Annotated in this window: 22 protein-coding genes; 12 read left to right on the plus strand and 10 right to left on the minus strand. The window is 64.6% G+C overall.

Annotation, left to right across the window (positions count from 1 at the left end; all coding sequences use genetic code 11):
* The first annotated feature begins 78 nt into the window (after nt 1-78).
* Nucleotides 79-891 (plus strand): UDP-2,3-diacylglucosamine diphosphatase, encoded by an 813-nt coding sequence (locus BIWAKO_RS18725; protein ID WP_069879940.1) that lies wholly within the window; start codon nt 79-81, stop codon nt 889-891.
* Nucleotides 891-1,970 (plus strand): glycosyltransferase family 4 protein, encoded by a 1,080-nt coding sequence (locus BIWAKO_RS18730; protein ID WP_069879941.1) that lies wholly within the window; start codon nt 891-893, stop codon nt 1,968-1,970. Before BIWAKO_RS18725 ends, BIWAKO_RS18730 begins: the two co-directional genes overlap by 1 nt.
* Here the strand turns inward: BIWAKO_RS18730 and BIWAKO_RS18735 are convergent.
* On the minus strand, nt 1,909-3,696 hold the full coding sequence (locus tag BIWAKO_RS18735; protein WP_069879942.1) for a cation:proton antiporter domain-containing protein: 1,788 nt from the start codon (nt 3,694-3,696) through the stop codon (nt 1,909-1,911). The genes BIWAKO_RS18730 and BIWAKO_RS18735 overlap by 62 nt on opposite strands.
* Before the next feature lie 148 nt (nt 3,697-3,844).
* Between BIWAKO_RS18735 and BIWAKO_RS18740 the strand changes: the two genes are divergently transcribed.
* Nucleotides 3,845-4,690, plus strand: coding sequence for an AAA family ATPase (locus BIWAKO_RS18740; protein ID WP_069879943.1), 846 nt, complete (start codon nt 3,845-3,847; stop codon nt 4,688-4,690).
* Nucleotides 4,691-4,702: 12 nt separating this feature from the next.
* On the opposite strand, the gene BIWAKO_RS18745 is transcribed toward BIWAKO_RS18740, so the two are convergent.
* Complete coding sequence (locus BIWAKO_RS18745) at nt 4,703-5,296, minus strand: hypothetical protein (RefSeq protein WP_069879944.1); 594 nt, start codon at nt 5,294-5,296, stop codon at nt 4,703-4,705.
* A gap of 91 nt (nt 5,297-5,387) precedes the next feature.
* Between BIWAKO_RS18745 and BIWAKO_RS18750 the strand changes: the two genes are divergently transcribed.
* The 8 genes from BIWAKO_RS18750 (at nt 5,388) to BIWAKO_RS18785 (ending at nt 14,364) form a co-directional block, all read left to right on the plus strand.
* Nucleotides 5,388-5,954, plus strand: a complete 567-nt coding sequence (locus BIWAKO_RS18750; protein WP_069879945.1) for a DUF2975 domain-containing protein — start codon at nt 5,388-5,390, stop codon at nt 5,952-5,954.
* Nucleotides 5,955-5,963: 9 nt separating this feature from the next.
* Nucleotides 5,964-6,200, plus strand: a complete 237-nt coding sequence (locus BIWAKO_RS18755; protein ID WP_069879946.1) for a helix-turn-helix domain-containing protein — start codon at nt 5,964-5,966, stop codon at nt 6,198-6,200.
* A 52-nt stretch (nt 6,201-6,252) separates the two neighbouring features.
* On the plus strand, nt 6,253-6,780 hold the full coding sequence (locus tag BIWAKO_RS18760) for a SixA phosphatase family protein (protein WP_069879947.1): 528 nt from the start codon (nt 6,253-6,255) through the stop codon (nt 6,778-6,780).
* Between the two features lie 25 nt (nt 6,781-6,805).
* Complete coding sequence (locus tag BIWAKO_RS18765; protein ID WP_069879948.1) at nt 6,806-8,254, plus strand: YcjX family GTP-binding protein; 1,449 nt, start codon at nt 6,806-6,808, stop codon at nt 8,252-8,254.
* A gap of 17 nt (nt 8,255-8,271) precedes the next feature.
* The gene (locus BIWAKO_RS18770) at nt 8,272-9,273 is read left to right on the plus strand and encodes a YcjF family protein (RefSeq protein ID WP_069879949.1); all 1,002 of its coding nucleotides are present in this window, start codon (nt 8,272-8,274) and stop codon (nt 9,271-9,273) included.
* 200 nt (nt 9,274-9,473) lie between these two features.
* Nucleotides 9,474-10,889 (plus strand): flagellar hook protein FlgE, encoded by a 1,416-nt coding sequence (locus tag BIWAKO_RS18775; protein ID WP_069879950.1) that lies wholly within the window; start codon nt 9,474-9,476, stop codon nt 10,887-10,889.
* A gap of 71 nt (nt 10,890-10,960) precedes the next feature.
* Nucleotides 10,961-12,835 carry a flagellar hook-associated protein FlgK gene (gene flgK / locus BIWAKO_RS18780; RefSeq protein WP_069879951.1) on the plus strand — a complete coding sequence of 625 codons (1,875 nt, stop codon included), beginning with the start codon at nt 10,961-10,963 and terminating at the stop codon, nt 12,833-12,835.
* 11 nt (nt 12,836-12,846) lie between these two features.
* The gene (locus BIWAKO_RS18785) at nt 12,847-14,364 is read left to right on the plus strand and encodes a hypothetical protein (protein WP_069879952.1); all 1,518 of its coding nucleotides are present in this window, start codon (nt 12,847-12,849) and stop codon (nt 14,362-14,364) included.
* A 95-nt stretch (nt 14,365-14,459) separates the two neighbouring features.
* Here BIWAKO_RS18785 and flaF read toward each other — a convergent pair whose 3' ends face one another.
* From flaF to BIWAKO_RS18825, 8 genes are all read right to left on the minus strand, one after another.
* Entirely contained in the window at nt 14,460-14,831 is a 372-nt protein-coding gene (gene flaF, locus BIWAKO_RS18790) for a flagellar biosynthesis regulator FlaF (protein WP_069879953.1), read from the minus strand.
* Nucleotides 14,815-15,207, minus strand: a complete 393-nt coding sequence (flbT, locus tag BIWAKO_RS18795) for a flagellar biosynthesis repressor FlbT (RefSeq protein ID WP_069879954.1) — start codon at nt 15,205-15,207, stop codon at nt 14,815-14,817. Before flbT ends, flaF begins: the two co-directional genes overlap by 17 nt.
* Before the next feature lie 52 nt (nt 15,208-15,259).
* Nucleotides 15,260-16,591, minus strand: a complete 1,332-nt coding sequence (locus tag BIWAKO_RS18800; RefSeq protein ID WP_069879955.1) for a flagellin N-terminal helical domain-containing protein — start codon at nt 16,589-16,591, stop codon at nt 15,260-15,262.
* Between the two features lie 206 nt (nt 16,592-16,797).
* On the minus strand, nt 16,798-18,138 hold the full coding sequence (locus BIWAKO_RS18805; protein ID WP_069879956.1) for a flagellin N-terminal helical domain-containing protein: 1,341 nt from the start codon (nt 18,136-18,138) through the stop codon (nt 16,798-16,800).
* A gap of 241 nt (nt 18,139-18,379) precedes the next feature.
* Entirely contained in the window at nt 18,380-18,841 is a 462-nt protein-coding gene (locus BIWAKO_RS18810; RefSeq protein WP_069879957.1) for a hypothetical protein, read from the minus strand.
* Between the two features lie 214 nt (nt 18,842-19,055).
* Complete coding sequence (locus BIWAKO_RS18815; protein ID WP_084651568.1) at nt 19,056-19,544, minus strand: hypothetical protein; 489 nt, start codon at nt 19,542-19,544, stop codon at nt 19,056-19,058.
* A complete protein-coding gene (locus BIWAKO_RS18820; RefSeq protein WP_069879958.1) occupies nt 19,531-19,899 on the minus strand; it encodes a rod-binding protein in 369 nt (122 codons plus the stop codon). Before BIWAKO_RS18820 ends, BIWAKO_RS18815 begins: the two co-directional genes overlap by 14 nt.
* A complete protein-coding gene (locus BIWAKO_RS18825; protein WP_069879959.1) occupies nt 19,899-21,032 on the minus strand; it encodes a flagellar basal body P-ring protein FlgI in 1,134 nt (377 codons plus the stop codon). Before BIWAKO_RS18825 ends, BIWAKO_RS18820 begins: the two co-directional genes overlap by 1 nt.
* Nucleotides 21,033-21,259: 227 nt before the next feature.
* On the opposite strand from BIWAKO_RS18825, the gene BIWAKO_RS18830 reads away from it, so the two are divergent.
* Nucleotides 21,260-21,667, plus strand: coding sequence for a flagellar assembly protein FliX (locus BIWAKO_RS18830; protein WP_244523479.1), 408 nt, complete (start codon nt 21,260-21,262; stop codon nt 21,665-21,667).
* Nucleotides 21,668-21,772: the final 105 nt, after the last annotated feature.

The raw sequence follows: 21,772 nt of genomic DNA on the forward strand, positions 1-21,772 counted from the left end.
GGATTGAGGTCTGCGTCATCAAAGCGCAATGCAAATCAGACACACGCCCCAAGCAATGCAACAAGATGGGCTGGCGGCATGAGCGACGAGGACGAGGCGAAGCAGGTTCGCAGCATCTTCATCTCCGACCTGCATCTGGGGACGCGCGGAGCACAGGCCGATCTCGTGCTCGAATTCCTGCGGGCCTATGATGCTCCGCAGATTTATCTCGTCGGCGACATCATCGACGGCTGGCGGCTGAAGAACGGCTGGTACTTCCCGCAGGCGCATAACGATGTCGTGCAGAAGCTCTTGCGCAAGGTGCGCAAGGGTTCGCGGCTGATCTACATCACGGGCAACCACGACGATTTCCTCCGCGACTTCACTGGTAGCGAGTTCGGCGGAATCCACATCGCTGACCATGCGCTGCATGAGACTGCCGACGGCAAGCGCCTGCTGGTGATCCATGGCGATCTGTTCGATCTGGTCGTGCGCAACGCAAAATGGCTCGCTCTGTTGGGCGACTGGGCCTACACGGTTGCGCTTGCGTCCAATACGGTCGTCAACAAGGTCCGTCGTCTCCTCCATCTGCCGCACTGGTCGCTCTCGGCCTGGGCCAAGCAGAAGGTCAAGAATGCGGTCAATTATATCGGCGAGTTCGAGACCTGCCTTGCCGCCGAGGCCCGCCGCCATGGTGCGGACGGCGTCGTCTGCGGCCATATCCACCACGCCGCACATCGCAAGATCGACGGGCTCACCTACATCAACACGGGCGACTGGGTCGAAAGCTGCACGGCGGTGGTCGAGCACCATGACGGCCGCTTCGAGGTCATTCGCTGGCCGCAATACCGGCTGAAGAGCGAGCCGGTGCGGCCGCTCCCGCTGCCGGCTCTGGTCAGCGAGGCCGCCTGATGCGCGTCCTCATCGCGACGGACGCCTGGCGTCCCCAGATCAATGGGGTCGTCCGGTCGCTGGAGCGGATGGTCGAGGCGGGGCCGTCATTCGGGGTGACGCCGCATATGCTCACGCCCGAGGGATTTCGGCAGATTGGCTTGCCATCCTATCCCGATATCCGCATCGCGCTGGCAACGCAGGGCGCCATCGCCCGGCGCATCACCGATTTTGGGCCGGACCATATCCATATTGCGACGGAAGGGCCGATCGGCTGGCTGACCCGCGCCGTCTGCCTGGCGCAGAAGCGGACGTTCACCACGAGTTACCACACCCGGTTCCCGCAATATGTCGCGGCCCGCTGGCCCATCCCGGAACGCTGGAGCTACCAGTTCCTGCGCCGGTTCCATGGGGCGGCTGCCGGTGTCATGGTCTCGACCGCGACAGTCGAGACCGAACTGAAACAGAACGGGTTCGAGCGCATCCTGCGTTGGGGGCGCGGTGTCGATCTCCAGCAATTCCATCCGCGTCAGGCAAGCGTGCTCGATCTGCCACGTCCGATCTTCCTCAGCGTCGGGCGCGTCGCGGTTGAAAAGAACCTGGATGCCTTCCTGTCGCTGCGCCTGCCCGGCAGCAAGGTCGTCGTCGGCGATGGCCCGGCGCGCGCGGATCTGCAGCGTGCTTTCCCGGATGTTACGTTCCTCGGCACGCGCGAGGGCGACGACCTGGCCGCGATCTATGCGTCGTCGGATGTTTTCGTCTTTCCGAGCCTGACCGACACCTTTGGCATCGTGCTGCTCGAAGCCGCGGCAAGCGGGCTGCCCGTTGCCGCCTTTCCGGTGCAGGGGCCGAGCGATGTCTTTGCCGGCAGTGGTGCCGCCGTGCTCGACGAGGATCTGCGGCGCGCAGCGCTAGCGGCCCTGCGCATCCCGCGCGAAGCCTGCCTGGGACTTGCCGCACGTCACAGCTGGCAGAGCAGCGCCGAGCAATTCTATGGGCATATCCAGCGGATTTCCCAGCATGTTCCGGCCCAGAGCATTACAACCTTCGCGAACGTCCGTGCCGGGGAAGCGCAGGCGCAGGAGCAGCAGCGGGCTTGAGCTCGCGCCGAAACACATCCCGCCTTTCGTGCACGGAAGCGATGACGAGGCCCATCGGCACGCCAAGCCCGACAAGCGCTGCCTCCGACAATTGCAGGCTGGCTTCGATGGTTTCCGGCACAGCGTCATTGACGCCGAGTTCGTAGAGATGCCGGGCATGGGCGGCGTCGCGGGCGCGCGCCACAATGATGAGCTCGGGGCGCAGCGCCCGCGCGGCCTTGACGATCTCATCGACGGCCCGGTGGTTGTGGATCGTGACGATCAGAGCGCTTGCGTCGACCACGCCGCAGAGTTTCAGGAAGTCGGGCTTGGTCGCATCGCCGAAAAAGGCGGGCCGGCCCGCGCGCCGTTGACCGGCGATCAGGATGGGGTCGGAGTCGAGGGCGATATAGGGCTTCTTGTGCTCTTCGAGCATCGAACCGACGAGCCTGCCAACCCGGCCGCACCCGATGACGATCGCGCGCCCGCTATGATCGTCGGGCGGCAGGATCGTTGCCTCCTCGGGCAGGATCACTGGTGCCGCGAAACGCACCGCCATTTGGCGCGCCACGCGGGCGAATAGTGGCAAGGTCACCATGGTGAGGGACACCGCGGCAAGGACGAGGCTTGCGGCATGGTGATCGACCAGCTTGGCCCCGACAGCCGCGTTGAGCAGCACGAAGGCAAACTCGCCGCCTGGCGCGACCATGATCGCAGTCTCAATCGCCGTCGAGGCAGAGAGAGACAGGAGCCGGGCCAGGCCCAACACAACCAGCGCCTTGGTCAGGAGAAGGCCGGCTGCAATGCCGAGGATGATCCCGGGTTGAGCTGCAAGCTGAACGGGGTCGACACTCATGCCGACGGTCAGGAAAAAGACGCCGATCAGGAGGGATTTGAAGGGCTCGATCGTGACTTCAATGGCGCGCCGATACTCGGTTTCTGCCAGGAGCAGGCCGGCGATGAAGGCGCCGAGCCCCATGGAGAGGCCAGCGGTTGCCGCCACCAGTCCAGTGCCGAGCGCGACCAGCAGGGTCGCGGCGAGGAAGCTCTCCGAGCTGTCAGTGGAGGCGACAAGGCGAAAGAGAGGGCGAAGCGCGAGGCGCCCGACCACGACGATGCCGGCAATCGCCGCGAAAGCGTGCACGAGGGCCTGTGCAAGGCCGGCGACCAGCGAGCCGCCATTCTGCGCGCCGAGGACGGCGATGAGGAAGAGCAGCGGCACGACTGCGATATCCTGGCAGAGCAGGATCGCAAAGCTGGTGCGACCAGCCGAGGTCATCATGCGCCGTCTGGCCGAGAGCAGTTCGACGACCATGGCGGTCGAGGACAGGGCAAGGCCGAAACCGATGATCAACGCGGCCGCTGCCGGCTGCTTCAGCAGGAAGGCGAAGCCGCCGATGATCGCGGCCGACAGCGCGACCTGACCGAGCCCGAGGCCGAAGACCAGCCGGCGCATGGTCACCAGCCGCTCGAAGGACAGCTCAAGCCCGATCACGAAGAGCAGGAATGCGACGCCGATTTCAGCCGGGCCGATCAGCGCATTGGGATCAGACACGGTGATGGTGCGCAGCAGCGGCACCGAGGAGACGAGGCCGCCGAGGCCGAAAGGACCGAGCAAGGCGCCGCAGGCCATGAAGGCGACGATCGAATTGACGCGGAAGCGCTTGGCGAATGGCACGATTACGCCGGCCGTGGCGAGGACGACGATGGCGTCTTTGTAGGCCGAGGGATCGATCGTCGTTGCCAAGCTGTCCTCGCCTCGCCGATTCAGGGGAGCGAATCATGTTTGCGGTCCAAGCGGTTGCGTTACAAGCGCTGGTGTGGGGCCCAGCAAAAAACTTGCCGTCGCCGGAGACGGCCCGTAGCTTCCGCCCGCATCGTTCGAAGGGGTTTCCATGCGTTTTGCCGGCACCGATTCCTATGTCGCGACCGAGGATCTCACCGTCGCAGTCAACGCGGCGATCCGGCTGGAGCGGCCTCTGCTGGTCAAGGGAGAACCGGGCACCGGCAAGACCGTGCTGGCGGAGGAGATCGCATCGGCCCTGAAGGCGCCGCTGATCACCTGGCACATCAAGTCGACGACCAAGGCCCAGCAGGGTCTCTACGAGTATGATGCGGTCAGCCGTTTGCGCGACAGCCAGCTCGGCGACCCGCGGGTGTCCGATATCTCCAACTACATCAAGCGCGGCAAGCTCTGGGAAGCCTTCGCCTCGAGTGAACGACCCGTGCTGCTGATCGACGAGATCGACAAGGCCGATATCGAGTTCCCCAACGACCTGCTGCTCGAGCTCGATCGCATGGAATTCCATGTCTACGAGACGGGCCAGACGGTTCGGGCCGCGCAGCGCCCGGTGATGATCATCACCTCCAACAACGAGAAGGAACTGCCGGACGCCTTTCTGCGCCGCTGCTTCTTCCACTACATCCGCTTCCCCGATGCGCAGACGATGCAAGCGATCGTCGAAGTGCATTTCCCCGGCATCAAGAAACGGCTGATGGAGGAGGCGCTGCGCCTGTTCTTCGAGGTGCGCGAAGTTCCGGGAATCAAGAAGAAGCCCTCGACCTCCGAGCTGCTCGACTGGCTGAAGCTGCTGGTCGCCGAGGATATCGGCCCCGAGGTGCTGCGTGAGCGCGACCCGCGCAAGCTGATCCCGCCGCTGCACGGGGCGCTGCTCAAGAACGAGCAGGATGTCAGCCTGTTCGAGAAACTCGCCTTCATGGTGAGGCGGGAGAGCCGCTGAGCGCCGGACCGCTCAGGGGTCGCAGGGCGGGATCGCCACCGCGAGATCGATCTTGGGATCGACCTCGCGCACGGCTTCGCGCAGATCGAGATCGCGCGCCACGACGACGTAGTCCTGCGTTTCCGACGTCTTCAGATAGCTCGTCATCAGGATTGGCTTGTCGCCGAGTTCACCGGTGCGGCAGGCCTTGTCAGCGCTGAGCGCCAGGGAACCGCGATTGCCGCTGTTGCCGACCCCGACAAGCAGTTCCTCGCGGAAGACGGAGAGCTTGGTTGCATCAGTGGAGCTGAGCCGGAACACCGTCAGACGCCGTCCCGGCGAAGTCATGACAGGCAATGCGGCGAGTTCGGTGGCGTCGCGTACTTCCTCCAGTACGACCTTGCGCTCATGGCGTCCGCCGCCCTTGGGGTTGATCACGATCGTCATGGTGACGCCGCCCGGCAGGGGGCGGATGTCGGACGGCAGGCTGATGGCGGCACGCAGATCGGCCAAAGTCGTGCTGCGCATGTCGATGCGCGACAATTTCGGCAGGGAACTCAGCGGGACATGGCCGCACCCGCCGGCAAGGGCGGCCATGATCATGGAAGCGAACAGGGAGAGACGCATGGGTGAGGCTCGTCAATTTCAAATGAGGTTGTGGCCTGGACATTCAAAAATTCATCTATTAGTTTAATTTTGTCAATCGAGGGCAGAATGAATGAGCGCGGAAAACACTCTGGGGTCGAGCGAGACGCCGCTGGCCAGGCTGAAGCGCGTCAGCATGGCAGCACGGCTCGCCAGCTATGCCGCAGCATTGCTCATGGGATTTGGCATGGTCTGGTTGTGGAGCGACCCTGAAAGCCTCGCCAATCATGCGCGCGGCACCATTGGCGTAACTGTCGCGCCGCCGACGACGGCGATGCGCAGCTACTGGCTCGCACTGTCGGTCGGCACTGTTCCGACTGGCTTGTTCATCTACGCGATGCTGCGTCTGGCAAACCTGTTCGGGCGCTTCGGAAAGGGACGGGTCCTCGAAGTCGTCAATGCCGTCGAACTCAGCCGGATCGGCTGGCTGCTCATTCTGTTTGGTGCGGCGACCCCGATTGCGCGCGCCCTGCAGAGCGTGGCGCTGACCTATGACAATCCGGCCGGCCGCCGGCAGCTTGCGATCACGCTCGATCCCGGCATGTTCGGCGCGCTGGCCGCAGGCGCTGTCCTTGTCGCTTTCGGGCTGGTGCTGCGCGAGGCGATGCGCCTCTCTGACGAGAATCAGAGTTTCGTGTAGGACAGGGCGATGCCGATCATCGTCGAACTCGATGTCATGCTGGCGCGTCGAAAGATGCGCTCGAAAGAACTCGCCCAGCGCATCGGCCTGACCGAGCAGCAGGTGTCTCAGCTCAAGTCCGGGAAGGTCCGTGGCATGCGTTTCGATACGCTTTCAAGGATCTGCGACACGCTCCAATGCCAACCCGGCGACCTGCTGCGCTACGAGCCGGGCGAAGAGGAGGAAGGTGGGGGCGCAGAGGCTTGAGAGTAGCGCGCGGCCTCTCGCAAAACCCGAAGCAGATGGTTAGGTTCTGACTATGCTGCGCCTTCTGCTCCTTCGCCACGCCAAGTCGAGTTGGTCCACCGGTCTCGCCGATCGGGAGCGACCACTAGCGGTCAGGGGCCGCGAAGCAGCCCCTGTCATGGGGCGCTATCTGGCAGAGGAGATGTTGCTGCCCGATCTCGTGCTGGTCTCGCCAGCACGACGGACAACCGAAACCTGGGAACTGGTCGGGCCGATGCTGCCGGAGCGCCCCGGGAGTCATCTCGAACCACGCATCTACGAGGCCAAGCCCGAGCGATTGCTGCAGGTCGTACACGACACGGAAGCCAATGTCCGCACGCTCCTGATGATTGGGCATAATCCCGGTTTTGAGGAATTGGCCGTAAAGCTGACCGGCCATGGCGACCGTTATGCGGCGGCGCGAATGGCGCAGAAGTACCCGACCTGCGGGCTGGCCGTGCTCGATTTCGCCGTCGAAGAATGGCGCGATGTCGCGCCGCGCGGCGGGCGGCTCGATCGTTTCGTGACACCCGCCTCGCTGGGCGAAGGGCCGGACGAATGAGCGGACCTGCTCCGTTCCTCGCCACATGAGCTCCCCTTCCTATCTCGACGAGGCGCGCAATGCCGCGCTGTCCTTCGGTGACAGCCTGCTTGGACTTGCCCGGCCGCGCCTGCGTCTGGGGGTCACTGGCCTGTCGCGCTCGGGCAAGACGGTTTTCACCACGGCGCTGATCCAGAATCTCATCGAGGGCGCCAGGCTGCCGGTGCTCAAGGCGGCGGCCGATGGACGGATCACGCGCGTACGGCTGGTGCCCCAGCCGGATCCCGATGTACCGCGCTTTCCCTACGAGGCTCACCGCGCCGCCCTGTCAGGTGCCGACCGGCGCTGGCCCGAGTCGACCCGGCGCATTGCGGAGCTGCGGGTCGAGATCGACTACGAGCGAGCGGTCGGCTGGTTCAAGGGGCCGGCGACGCTGACACTGGATATCGTCGACTATCCCGGCGAATGGTTGCTCGATCTCGCGCTGATCGGCGTCGACTACAAGGCGTGGTCGCGGCAGGCGATCGCGGATGCGCGCAAGCCCCACCGGATCGGTTCGGCCAGGCCCTGGCTCGATGGCCTCGCTGTCCGCGATCCGTCGGGGCCGCCTGACGAACTGGCCGCGGAACTCGCGAGCGATCTGTTCAAGGCCTATCTTGCGAGGCTGCGCGCCGATCCGGAAGCTGTCGCCGTGACCCCGCCCGGGCGGTTCCTGATGCCGGGTGACCTTGAGGGTTCACCGGCGCTGACCTTCGCGCCGCTCGACATCGCTCCCGATACCGAGGTCGCGCCAGGCACGCTGGCAGCGCTGATGGCGGATCGCTACGAGGCCTATAAGCGCGTTGTGGTGACGCCGTTCTTCCGTGATCATTTCGCCCGCCTGGACCGCCAGATCGTGCTGGTCGATGCATTGGCGGCGCTCGATGCCGGTCCACCGGCACTCGCCGATCTTGAAACGGCGTTGGGTCAGGCTCTCACGGCGTTTTCCGTCGGCCGCAACTCCTGGCTGACGAGCCTGTTCGCGCCACGCATCGAGCGCGTCCTCTTCGCTGCGACGAAGGCCGACCATATCCACCATACCAGCCACGACCGGCTGGCGGCAGTGATGTCTCATCTCGTGGCGCGGGCAGCCGCGCGGGCGCAAGGCGCCGGCGCCAAGGTCGAGTCGATGGCGCTGGCCGCGGTGCGGGCGACGAGGGAAGTCAGGATCAAGCAGGGACGCGAGGATCTGCCGGCGATCGCGGGCGTGCCGGAGGCGGGCGAGAGGGTCGGCGACGAGGAGTTCGACGGCATCGCCGAAGCGGCGATCTTCCCGGGCGAACTGCCCGAGCGGCCCGAGGCGATCTTCGATCCGAAGGCGCAGTCCTGGCAGGTGCGGGCGCCACGCTTCAGGCCGCCGCTGGTGCTGGCGGATGCCGGAGGGCGGAGCCAGCCGCCGCCGCAGATTCGCCTCGACCGTGCGCTCGAATTCCTGATCGGTGACAAGCTGGCGTGACGGAGGGAGGCAAATACATGAACAAGGCTCCCCGCGCCGTTCGTCTCGATGCCACCGTGCCGGGCGAGGACGGTCCACGCATGACGACGGGTGTCGCGGTCCTGCCCGAAAGCGAACCGCTCGACCCGGCCGAGCCGGCCGTCGTTCCGATTGCGAGCCGTAAGGGCTTCAGCTGGGGCAGCGTGTTCGTTGCGGGTCTATCTGCCTTCCTGACACTCTCGATCGGCGTCTGGGCCGAGCGGACCATCACCTCGCTGATGAATGAGAGCCCGGTGCTGGGTTATGCGGCATTGGCCTCGGCGGCGGTCGCCGTGCTCGCACTTCTGGTGATGCTGGGCAAGGTTCTGCGCGACATCCTGCGCGAGCGGCGCGTCGAGTCCTTGCGGCTGCGTGCCACGGCGGTGCTTGCTGGTGGCAGTCTCGACGAAGCCAAGGCGATCACCGGCGAACTCCAGCGCCTTTATGCGACGCGACCGGAGACCGCAAAGAGCCGGGCGGAGCTGGCGGACAGCCTGCCCCAGCTCTTTGCGCCGCATGATGTTCTGACGGTCGCAGAGCGGAGCCTGATGACGCCGCTCGATGCGGCGGCGCAGGCGCAGATCGCGCTGGCTGCGCGCCGGGTCTCGCTGGTCACCGCCGTCAGCCCGCGGGCCCTGATCGATATCGTCTTCGTACTTGTGGCCTGCGCCAGATTGCTGCGGGCGATCGCCGGCATCTATGCCGGCCGCCCCGGGACGCTGGGTCTGCTGCGGCTGGCGCGGCAGGTGCTCGGCCACCTGGTCGTGACAGGCGGCATCGCGGCCGGTGACGCGCTGGTTCAGCAGGTGGTCGGACAGGGGCTCGCCGCTCGGCTTTCGGCCAAGCTCGGGGAGGGCGTGCTCAATGGCCTGCTGACGGCGCGCGTCGGGCTCGCTGCGCTTGCCGTCTGCCGGCCCCTGCCATTCATCGAAGCCAAGCCACCCACCCTGTCGGATGTGGCCAGCGACCTTCCGTCTTGGCGCGGCACGGCTTCCAGTTGATCTTCGGGCTCGGCAAGATTTTGGGCTCGGCAAGAATTGCCGGCCGGCACGGAAACTGCCGGGCGGAATTCGCCGCGATACGGTTTCGAAACCATCCAAGTGATTGAAAAATAGAATTCTCGTGCATGGCACAGGCCGTGCAGTGGCTGCCTCGACGTATTGGGCGCCCATCCGGGTGCCAGGGTTGAGGCGAGGGTATCATGGGTGTCTTCAGCGCGCTGACGACGGCAGTTTCGGGCATGCAGGCGCAGTCCTATGCGCTCGAGAATATCTCAGGCAACATCGCGAATTCGAGGACGGCCGGCTTCAAGCGTGTCGATACGACGTTCTCGGATCTGGTCCCGGATTCGGCTCTCAATCGCCAGATCGCTGGCTCTGTCGCGTCCTATAGCCGCGCGACCAACACGATCCAGGGCGATCTCCAGGCCACGCGCATCGACACCAATGTGGCGATCAACGGCGATGGCTTCTTTGTCGTCGACCAGCGCCAGAGCGGATTGGGGGCCAATACCCAGTTCACCAACAGCAACCTCTATACCCGCCGCGGCGATTTCGACTTCGATGCCAATGGGTATCTCGTGAATGGCGCGGGCTACTATCTGAAGGGGCTGAAGATCGACGCCGTCACGGGCCAGTTGGTCGGCACACAGCCCGAGGTTCTGCGGATCACCAAGGAGCAGTTCCCGGCCAAGGCGACGACCTCGATTGAATATCGCGCCAATATCCCGGCCTATCCCGGCACGACGAACGCGAAGACCACCGTGCCGGGTTCCGAGCTGCTGAAGGCCACGGGTTACACCTCCAATCCGCTGTCCACGACCGCCGGCGGAACCGGTCTCGTGACCGGCGCCGACGTGACCCGATTCCTGAGCGATTCCATCGCCGGCGGCTCCGTCACCGTCTATGACGCGCTAGGCAAGGCGACGAGCGTCGAACTGCGCTGGGCCAAGACCACGAATGCGGCGCCGGCCCAGGTCGGGCCGCCGGCCGTTCCGGCGACCACCGACACCTGGAACCTGTTCGTCGCCGAGAATACCGGAGCGACCGGCGCCGCGGTGGCCTATCGCAATGCCAATATCGACATCACCTTCGGCCCCACCGGCCAGATGACGAACCCTGCGGGCGGCAACATCACGCTGCCGAGCATGACGATTGCGGGCACCGCGATCTCCGGCATCAACCTCACGACCGGCGGCAATGGTCTGACCCAGAACGGCGATGTCAGCGGCCAGATCGACGCGCGCAGCATCCGCCAGGACGGCTATACGGCCGGCACGCTCGACCGCGTCTCGGTTTCGGCCGAAGGCCAGGTGATCGGCACGTTCAGTAACGGCCAGGTCGTCGCAATGGCCCAGCTTTCGGTGGCTCGCTTTAACGCCGGCAACGCCCTGAAGCGCCTTGACGGTGGCGCCTTCGAGGAAACGATCGAATCCGGTCCGCCGATCATCGGTCTGGGTACGTCGCAGCTCATTGGCGGCAATGTCGAGCAATCCAACACCGACATCGCCGACGAGTTCTCGAAAATGATCGTCACCCAGCAGGCCTATTCGGCCAACACCAAGGTGATCAGCACGGCGCAGGAAATGCTGCGCGACGTGTTCAGCATCATCCGCTGAGCGGCCTTGACCGCCGGCGGAGGCGGTTCCGGGCGATCCAGGAGGATCGCCGGTGACGGCAGGAGTTGACGATGGGTCTGAGCACTTCCCTGGGTACTGCGATTTCCGGCCTGCATGTCACGCAGACCGGTATCGGCGTCGTTTCGCAGAATGTCGCCAATGCCGGCGTCGCCGGCTATGTCCGGCGCGTCGTCAGCACCTCCGATACGCTCAGTGGCGCGACGATCGGCACGTCGAGCACGGCCGTTCAGCGCCTGCTCGACAAGATCGTCCAGCATCAACTCTGGCAGGAAAGTGCCGGCGCTGCCTACACTTCGACACGGGCGGATGCGCTCTCGAACCTCGACAAGCTCTTCGGCGCGCCGGGAAGTGCGACGGCACTGGATTCGGTCTACAGCTCCTTCACCACCTCGCTCCAGGCGCTGAAGAACGATCCGTCATCCTATACCAACCGCACGGCCGTGCTCGATGCAGCAAGCCAGCTCGCGAACCGCCTGAACGGGCTGTCGGCCGGCGTTCAGGCTGAACGCACCCAGGCCGAGACGAAGATCGGCGGTGCCGTCAACCAGATCAACCAGCTGCTGGACTCGCTAACCAGCGTCAATGCCCGGATCGTGCAGGGGCAGAGCGACCAGGCTACAGCAGGACTGAAGGACCAGCGCGACCGGATCGTCTCCGAACTCTCGCAATACATGGACATCAAGACCAGCGAGGATGCGCGCGGCTCGCTCAGCATCGTCACCGGATCAGGTGCTCAGATTTTCGACGGCCGCCCGGCGGTGAAGTTCAGCTTCGACGGCCGCTCCGCGCTTGGCCCGGAATCGCAATGGAGCCCCAACGGGGCGACGCGTGGTGTCGGCACCATCACGATGACCGACAATTCCGGCAACCAGATCGACGCGATCGCCAACAAGGTGTTCCGGTCGGGCGAGATCGCGGCCAATCTCGAGCTTCGCGACAAGACGCTGGTGCAGATGCAGGCCCAGCTCGACGAGATGGCCGCGCAGCTCTCGAGCGCCTTGTCTGATCGGGAGATCGCGGGAACGGCCGTTACTGCAGGCGCGGCCTCGGGCTTCGATGTCGACCTCGCCGGGCTTCAGTCCGGCAATAGCGTGACGCTCGACTACCAGGTCACCCCCGGTGGGGCGACGCGGCGTTTCACCTTCGTTCGCGTGGAATCCGGTGCGTCGCTGCCGCTGCCCGCATCAGCAAGCGGCGATGCCAACAACACCGTGGTCGGCATCGATTTCTCGGGCGGCCCGGCGTCTGTCGCGGCCCAGATCCAGGCCGCGATCGGCGGTGGGTTCACGGTTTCGAATACCGGTTCGATGCTGCGCATCGTGGACGATGGCGCGGGCAATACCCGCGACGTGCTCGGCCTGACCGCGCGCCCGACTACGACAAGCCTGTCGGGGGCCAACGGATCGCCCGAATTGCCCTTCTTCGTCGATGCCGGGAACGGCAATGGCGCCTATACCGGCTCGTTCGAGGGCAAGTCCCAGGCTGTGGGTTTTGCCAGTCGTATCACGATCAATCCTGGCCTGATCGCAGACCGCTCGAAGCTCGTCGTCTTCAACACCACGCCCGCGACGCCGCAGGGCGACGCGACCCGGCCGCAGATGCTGCTCGACCGGCTGACCAAGGGCCTGCGGAGCGTCACCAACGCGGTCTCGCTCGACGGTTCGACGGCGACCTCCAACATCACCGTCTCGAACTTCGTGCAGCGCGTTGTCGCCTCGCAGGGGCAGGCAGTCGAAAACGCCAAACGCCTCGATGAAGGCCAGCAGGTGGCGCTCGCCTCGGTGCAGAGCCGCTTCGCCGAGACCTCGCAGGTCAATGTCGATCAGGAAATGGCGACGCTGATCGAGCTGCAAAACGCCTATGCCGCCAATGCCCGCATCATCTCCACCGTGAAGGAGATGATGGACATGCTGATGAGAGTCTGAGGGACGCCATCATGACGATTACCTCCTATGGCACCGGAGCCTATCGCGCGGCCAGGCCGAGCGAATTCGTCTCGACCCGGGCAAAATTCGACGATCTGCAGCGTCAGCTCGATACGGGCAAGAAGGTCACGAGCTATGGCGATCTCGGGATCGAGCGGCGCACCAGTCTCGATCTTAATGCCAAGAAGGCCTCGCTCGATTCCTGGCTCTCCGGGATCCAGCTTGCCGACGTCAACCTCAAGCTCTCGACCAAAGCGGTCGAGGGGTTTGCCAAGCTCACGGCCGAAACCAAGAACGACGCGCGTCCGGGCAGCTATGTCGAGAGCGCCAGCGGCCGTTCGGCGCCCCAGGTTCTGGCCGAGGAAAAGTTCAAGCAGGCGCTCGACCTGCTCAACACCAATGTCGGCGGGCGCTACCTGTTCTCGGGGCGGACGTCGGATACCGAGCCGGTGGTCAGCTATTCCCTGATCATGGATGGGGACGGTTCCGGCCGCGCCGGGCTGAAGCAGATGATCGCTGAGCGCAAGGAAGCCGATCTCGGCCTGACCGGGCTCGGGCGCCTCACGGCAGGTGGCGCCGGCACGACGGCGACAATCGCGGAAGAGGCGGGCAATCCCAATTACGGCTTCAAGCTGAAATCCGCCACCACGACATCGGCGGGATTGGTCCCGACCTATACCGCGGGTCCGCCGGCCGATGTCTCCGTGAATGTCGCGGCTCAGCCGCAGCCCGGTGACACCTTGCGCTTCAAGGTCGATCTGCCCGATGGCACCCAGAAGGAGATCGTCCTGACGGCGCGGGCGGCTGGGAGCAATGGCAGCGCGACGGACACGTTCGAGATCGGTGCCGACGTCAATGCCACGGCCGCCAATCTGCGTGCTTCGGTCTCCGCCGCCTTTGGCAAGGAGGCGCAGACGACGCTATCGGCTTCGTCGGCCCAGGTCGCGGCCAAGAACTTCTTCGACGGCAGTCCCAGCAATCCGCCGGTGCGTGTGCCGGGACCGCCCTTCGCCACCGCGACGGCTGCGCCGGCGCCAGGCACCGCGGCGAATACGGTGATCTGGTACCAGGGCGATGATGCGCCTGGCTCGGCGCGTGCTACGTCGACCGTGCAGGTCGATCAGAGCGAGACCGTCGCGATCGGTGCACGCGCCAATGAGGAAGCCTTCAAGGTCGGGTTGGCGCAGTTTGCCGTGTTCGCCGCCGAGACCTTCCCGGCCGGCGATCCCAACTCGAAGGGGCGTTACGAGGCCCTGGCCGAACGCGTCAGCAATACGATCGGCTACGGCACCGGCGTGCAGAAGCCGGCCGAGATCATCGTCGAACTCGGGACGGCCCAGAAGGCGATGGCGAGCGCCAAGGAACGCCACACCGCGACCCAGAATTATTTGACGACGACGCTCGCCGGGGTCGAGGAGGTCACGACCGAAGAGGTTGCGACGCAGATCCTGGCACTGCAGACACGGCTGCAGGCGAGCTATCAGACGACCGCGATCCTCTCGAAGCTGACACTGACGAACTACATCTGACCCAGCCGAAACTTGGTGAAAACGAAAACGGCGCCAGAAACTGGCGCCGTTTTCGTTCGAGGGTTTGGTCGGTGTCGGACGCAAGGGCCGCCGGGTCAGCGTCCTCGCAGGCCGGCAGCGATGTCGCGGTTGATGCCGATCAGTATCGCCAGGGATTCCGGGGCCGGTTTGGCGGCGATGCGGAAAGTCTGGTTGAAGATGAAATTGGCGAGGCCGAGAATATTGCGCTTGATCTCGACCGGCAGCGGATTGTCCTCGGCGATCACGGCCGAGACCAGCAGGGTCCAGAGTTTGCGGTTGTAGTTCAGGGCCTCATCGAGCTCGCGCTGGCGGCCGAGCCAGTCATCGGCGACGGACTGAAGCCGGACGGCGGCTTTCAGGAGCAGGGATGCTTCGAGTTCGCGAGGGGAGACGGCAGACTGGGCAGTCCTGGCGGCAGAGGCGTACGCGTTAAACCCGTGTTGCATTCTCGATAAGTTCCGCTTCGTACGCGATCAGCTGCTTTGCTGCCTTGAGGGCTTTGTACAGATCGCCGCTTAAGATGCGGTTATTGATCTCGGTCATATGCGGCAGGGAACTCGGTGCAGCCTTCATGAAGTCGCGGACAAGCGCGAAATAGGTTTCGTGCTCATGCGTCGGGTCCTGCGCCAGATACATCAGCTGGATCGCGAGGTAGATCTTCTTCGCCGGCGTGGCGGCGCTGGCGGCGGTGAGAATATCCTTCTCGCGCAGGATCGGCGCCTCGCCTTCGATGAAGAAGCGCGTGCGCTGCTCGTCGTTGCGGATCACCACCTGGCCGATGATGATGCGCTCGTTCGGCTTGAGCTCGACTTTGAGAGCCATGACGATCCTGCCTTCTGGCTTTTGGGAGGGGAGGTCGGGTTCTTCGGCGTAATCAGCCGAAGAGCCGGAGCACGCCCTGGTCGGCCTGGTTGGCCAGCGAGAGCGCGGTCTGCGAAAGCTGCTGGCGCGTGTTCAGTGCCAGCAGGCTGGCGCCTTCCTCGTTCGGATCGGCCAGGACGAGATTGTCGGCACCGATCTTGAGCGTGTTGACCAGTTCCTTGGTGAAGTCCTGGCGGGTCTGGGCGACCGAGAGATTCGAGCCGAGCGTCGAGGCGAGCGACTTCAGCGAGGTCAGGGCGCCGGTCAGGGACTGGGTCGCCTTCTCCAGGTCGAGGTCGTTCTGGAAGTTGACGAAGCCAGCCAACTGGGTGTTGACGGCCTGGTCGATGCCGAGATTGGCAGCGCTCAGCGTCGAGCCCTGGATTTCCAGCTTGGTCTGGTTCGTGCCGGTCTTCTCGTTGAAGACGATCGAGAGGCGGTCACCTGCAAGCAGGTTGATGCCATTATAGCTCGAATCCTTCGCGAGCTTGTCGATCTGCTCGCGCAGGTCGTTGAACTGCTGGATCAGGTTGGAGCGGACGGCGGAGGTGACGTTCGACGAGGTGATCGTCGAGGTGCCGACGACGGCATCCAGCGCGCTGAAGCCGATCGCGGCGTTGTCTCCGCCTGCCTGGGCATCGGTGATCGCAGCACCACCATTCGCGCCTGAGCCGAAGCCAAAGGCGACGGTTTCGGAGCCTGTTCCCTTGACGTTGAGCTGGCCCTTCTCGTCGACGAAGGCTGTGGCAAGCCCGGACTTGTTGATCTCGTTAACTACATCCCGGACAGTCGTGTTCGCGGACGCAAAGGAGGCTGTGTAGGTGGTGGTGCCGACAGTGATCGAAATGCCGAGCGATGGCGTTGCTGTCGTGTCGATGCCGAGGTCGCCGGCGGAGGCGGGGGTCGCGGTGGAAACAGCCGTATCGCCGGCGCTGCCAATACGCTTGTCGAGCGCGATATCCTTGAGGCTCTTGCTGGTCACTGCCGCTTCGGTAGCGTTGGCGAGAGCCGTGCCGGCCTTGGTCGGGCGGTTTTGGGCCGCGTCGGCCTGCGCCTGCTTCACCGTCGATTGCAGCGACTGCACCAGCTTGGTGACGCCGTCGATGCCCTTCGAAGCCGACTGAATGGTCTGGATGCCGTTGGAAATGCCGTCGAGCAGGCCGGTGAGCTGGCTGGAGCGGTCGTTCAGCGAGGCCGAGGTGAAATAGTTCACCGGGTTGTCGATGGCCGAGTTGACCTTCTTGCCGGTGGCGAGGCGATTCTGGATGACGCTCTGCTGCGCGGTGGTCTGCTGCAGCGTCAGGAGGTTGTTGCGCACGCCGCTGGAAAGAATCGTATTCGCCATCTTCGGTCCCCTGGAACGCGCGATTCGGCGCTGAGCCAAATTTTCTGGGGCGATAATCCCTTGTTAGGGATAACAAATGGTTAAACGAGGTATGTGGCGCGCTCTTCATGCCGCCCGTCAAATGCAAAAGAGGCGGAGCTTTCGCTCCGCCTCTTTTTGTCTTCGGCCCACATTCTGTGGGCAAGCCCGCTTCTGCGGACGAAGGATCAGAACAGGCGCAGGACCGCCTGGTCGCCCTGCGAGGCCATGGAGAGGGCGGTCTGCGAGAGCTGCTGACGGGTCTGCAGCGAGAGCAGGTTGGCGGCCTCTTCGTTCGCGTCGGCATTGACGAGGCTATCGGCACCAGCCGCCAGCACGCCGGCGAGGTCCTTGGTGAAGTCCTGGCGGGTCTGCGCCACCGAAAGGTTCGCACCAAAGCCCGAAGCGAGCGACTTCAGCGAGGTCAAGGCGCCAGTCAGGGCCTTGGTCGCGCCTTCCAGATCGGCGTCGTTCTGAAAGTTGGTGAAGCCGGCGAGTTGGGTGTTGCCGGCCTGGACGATGCCAAGGTTGTCGGAGGTCAGCGTCGAGCCCTGAATCTCCAGCTTGGACTGGTTCTTGCCGGTCTTTTCGTTGAACTGGATCGAGACCTTGTCGCCGGCCAGCAGGTTGACGCCGTTGAAGCCTGAATCTTTGGCCAGTTCGTCGATCTGCGTGCGCAGGTCATTATACTGCTGGATGAGGTTCGAGCGAACCGCCGAAGTCACGCCAGATGAGACGCCGCCGGTGGTGCGATCAGCCGCTGCGAGACCGAAGGCAGCATTGCCAGCGCCGGTCGAGGCTGCGGTGGTCGAGGCCGTGGCATCGGCACCGGTGCCAATGCCAACGCCCAGTGTCTCAGAACCGGTTCCCTTGACGTTCAGCAGGCCCTTTTCGTCGACGAAGGCAGTAGCGACACCCGAACCATTGATGGCGTTGACCACATCGCGAACAGTGGTGTTGGCCGTCAGGGCGATCGAAACGTTGGTCGTCGAAGTTGGGGAGGCTGGCGTGCCAGTCGTGAGCTGGATGGTCAGCGAGGGAGCGGCCGTGGTGTCGATACCCAGGTCGCCGGCGCTGCCGGCAGTGGCTGCAGAGACCGCCGTATCGCCGGCGCTGCCGATGCGCTTGTCGAGTGCGATATCCTTCAGGCTCTTGCTCGTCGCAACAGCTTCTGCTGCGCCGGCGAGCGTGGTGCCGGTGCCGACGACCGTCGGACGGTTCTGAGCGGCGTCGGCCTGAGCCTGCTTCACAGTGGACTGCAGCGACGAGACCAATTTGGTGATGCCATCGATGCCCTTCGAGGCAGCCTGAATGGTCTGGATGCCGTTCGAGATGCCGTCGAGCAGACCCTTGAGCTGTCCCGAGCGCTCGTTCAACGACTGGGCGGTGAAATAATTGACCGGGTTGTCGACCGCGGTGTTGACCTTCTTGCCGGTGGCCAGCTTGTACTGGGTGGCCTGGGCGGCGGCAGCGGTCTGCTGGAGAGTGGCGACCGAATTGCGGACAGCCGAAGAGAGCGTAATAGCCATAGTCGTTATACCTTCTGGTATGGTGCCATTCTGGCGTCATGGCCTTCTGGCCGCGACCTAGGGACACTCGGTCGCCAGCCCGTAACGAGTGGTAAATTTCGGCGGTCGAATTGCCGCCAGATTGGGCAAAGCCGCGGCATGGTTAAGGGCGCGATAAGACGCTGGCTGGGCTCCGAGCGCCCAAACGCAAACCGCCCGCGGGAGCGGGCGGCTGGAATACAAATTCGGGAAGGCAGCCTGGTCAGGCGGTGCGCTCGACGTAGTGCTGCGCGCTCGTTTCGTCGGAGAGACGAGCCTTCTCTGCGAGTTCGCGCGAATAGATCCGCAGCCGAAGCAGTGTCTCGTCCGGGAGTTGTGAAACGGTCTCGCCGGTCACCCTGTTCTTCTTCTGAATGACGACCTCGCGAGTGCGTGGCTCGATCACGATCCGACGCTCGATGAGATCGCGCAGATCCTGCTCGCGCTGGCGCGCCGCGTGCCGGTCCGCCACGGCGTTCTGTTTCGCCATGGCATCGTCGCGCCGAGCTTGTTCGGAGCGGGCCTGCAGATCGAGCTGGACCGCTTCGCCCGCCGCTGCCGACTGGACGGTTTGCGCTGCCGGCAGTTCGACCGGGATGCTGCCCTTCGTCGCAACCGCATCGCTTCTGGCGGTGACGTGATAGGCGCCGACCGCCGTCGCTCGCGTCGAGGCTCCGAAATCCATCGCTCACTCCTTCTGGAGTCGGATAACAGCCGCCCCTCGCGGCCGTCGCACGAAGGGCGCGGACAAGCCGCACCCTTCGCATCAGGTCGAGAATGACTGCAAAGATTGAATCTTCCGTAAGGAGATTAGGTAAATTTTGACGATTGCCGTGGCAGCCGCCGCCTCGGGGCGGGTTTGCCCAGGGGGGAAGGTCGCCTCCGCGCCTTCCCTTCGGTCAGAGACTGCGCGAGATCACGAGCGGCCCGGAGTTCGGGCGTACAAATGCGCCGGCTCCCACAGTCGCCGTCGGTCCGTAGCCGGCGGCCCGCAACGGACGGTTCGCCTCGGAGGCGAGATCGCGGACGATCGATTCCGAGACGGCCCGCGCGGTGGCAAGCACGATCTGGTTGATCTCGATCAGGTCCTGGAATGCGACATGGGCCGCCTTCAGACGCTTGACCTGATCGGGGACGAAGCGTGCCAGCGCGACGGCGTTCAGCTTCACCTGCTCGACACCGCGCATATAGATGCCGGCAAGCTCGGTCTTGCGCGGCTCGCGCTCCATCGCGTCCGACAGTTTTCCGGCGCGGACCAGTTCGGTTTCCTCGCCAACGACATGGGACAGCGCGCCCAGCGTCTCCAGCACGGCTTCGATCAGGGACTGCGCCTCGAGGGCGCTCGCGATGCGTGGCCGTTCATCCAGTACACGCCTAGCCAGCGACACGGGGAGCTCCGGTCGTTGCCGCCGCGGTGGCCTGTTCCTGGACCTGCAGCAGGCTGCGCATGATCGGATCGGACAGGCCGATGCCACCGGCGCGCTGCAGATTGCGGGCATATTCCTGGGTCAGCATCGTGCGATAAACACCGCCGCCGGTGCCGTTCTCGCCAAGCGGTCCCTCGGTCTCGCTGGAGGCCATCAGCTTGTCCGTGACCTGTTCGAGGAAGACGGTCTCGAATTCGTCGGCCTGCTTCTTGGCCTTCGCCTTGGCGGGATCGAGAGCGTTTGCCAGGCCGTTGACCAGGCTTCCGGCAACGCCGAGCGCCAGTTTCGCGGCGGGGAGGGCGAGTACGGCGGTCATTACATCACCTCGATTTCTGCCTGGAGGGCGCCGGCGGCCTTGATCGCCTGAAGGATGGAGATCATGTCGCGGGGGCCGATTCCGAGGGCGTTCAGTCCGTCGACGAGCTCGGCGAGCGTCACACTCTCCTTGACGAGGGCGAGCTTGTTGCCGCCTTCGGTGTCGACCTTGACGTTGGTGCGGGGCACGACCGTGGTGCGACCACGGGCGAAGGGTTCGGGCTGGCTGACTTCCGGCTGTTCGCTGATCGTCACGGTCAGGTTGCCTTGCGCGACGGCGACGGTGGAGACGCGGACATCCTTGCCCATGACGATGATGCCGGAGCGCTCGTCGATGACGATGCGGGCGAGCTGGTCGGGCTCGACCCGCAGCTGCTCGATCTCGGTCAGCATGCGGATCATGTTGCCCTGGAAGCGCGGCGGAATCTGCAGCACGACAGTCGAGGGATCGGTCGGTTCCGCCGCATCGCCACCGAGGAAGTCATTGATCGCCGCGGCGACGCGGCGCGCCGTCGTGAAGTCCGGGTTGCGCAGCGAGAGCCGCAGCGTCTTCAGCTTGTTCAGTGCGAAGTCGATCTCGCGTTCGACCAGGCCGCCATTGGCGATGCGGCCGACCGTCGGCACGCCGCGCGTGATCTTTGCGGCGTCGCCCTCGGCCGAGAAGCCGGAGATCGCGACCGGCCCCTGCGAGACGGCATAGACCTCGCCATCGGCGCCGAGCAGCGGCGTTGCGAGCAATGTGCCGCCCTGCAGCGACTTGGCGTCACCGAGCGCGGAGACCGTGACATCGAGGCGGGTGCCCTGAGTGGCGAAGGGCGGCAGGTTCGCAGTCACCATCACGGCGGCGACATTGGCGGTGCGCATATTGGCGCCGCGCGTGTTGACGCCGAGCCGCTCCAGCATCGCCTGCAGCGATTGCTTGGTGAAGGGGGCATTGTTCAGCGTGTCGCCGGTACCGTTAAGGCCGACGACGATACCGTAGCCGAGGATCTGGTTGCTGCGCACGCCTTCGACGGCGGCGAGATCCTTGATGCGGGAGAGGGCCTGCGCCGGCTCGGTCGCCCAGGACAAACCGATGGCCAGCAGCGCGGCCAGCGGCATCACAAGGCGTTTCAGGGAGGGCAGGCGAACCATCGGGCACCGGCGGGAATGAGACAGTAGCGGCTCATGCCTTGCGAGGGGCGTGCCAACTGTGGCTTCTATGAAAGTCCTTATTTTCCAGATTGTTATGGCATTAGCTCTGTCAGGCTCTTGCCATCGTCGCTATGTCGTTCCTGCCGGATCGGCAGTTTTTGCCGGGCGATTTACCACTTGTTAACCATGCGGGTCCAAGGCTTGGCGCATCGTCAACCGAGGCTGTCATGATCCGTATCGACCCGCGCACGCCCGTTATCGGGGCAGGCTCGGCCAGCCAGACCCGGCGGGCCGGTGCGGCGTCGTTCTCATTGCCCGGCCGCGAAGCCGCGACGTCGACGCAGGGCAGCACGGTCAGCAATGCGGGTTCGCTCGACCTCCTGCTCGCGGTCCAGGCCGAAGGCGATGCGCAGGAGCGCAAGAAGCGTCAGGCACGGCGCGGGCATGACCTGCTCGACGGGCTCGACAAGCTGAAGGCCGCGCTCCTCTCCGGCCGTGTCCAGATCGCCGAGCTGGAACGCCTCAAGACGACGCTCTCGTTGCGGCGCGAGACCACCGATGATCCGCGCCTCGACGATGTGCTGGCTCATATCGAGCTGCGGGCTGCGGTCGAGCTCGCCAAGCTCGGACGTTAGATCATCGGACCGGATATCGTATCCGGTTCGATGACCTAGCCCTTTGTGTTTGCCTCGGCTTTCCCGAAAATCGCAATCCACTTTTCGGGTCGGTGCAATAGCCTG

The sequence above is a fragment of the Bosea sp. BIWAKO-01 genome (genome assembly GCF_001748145.1).
Lineage (GTDB): Bacteria > Pseudomonadota > Alphaproteobacteria > Rhizobiales > Beijerinckiaceae > Allobosea.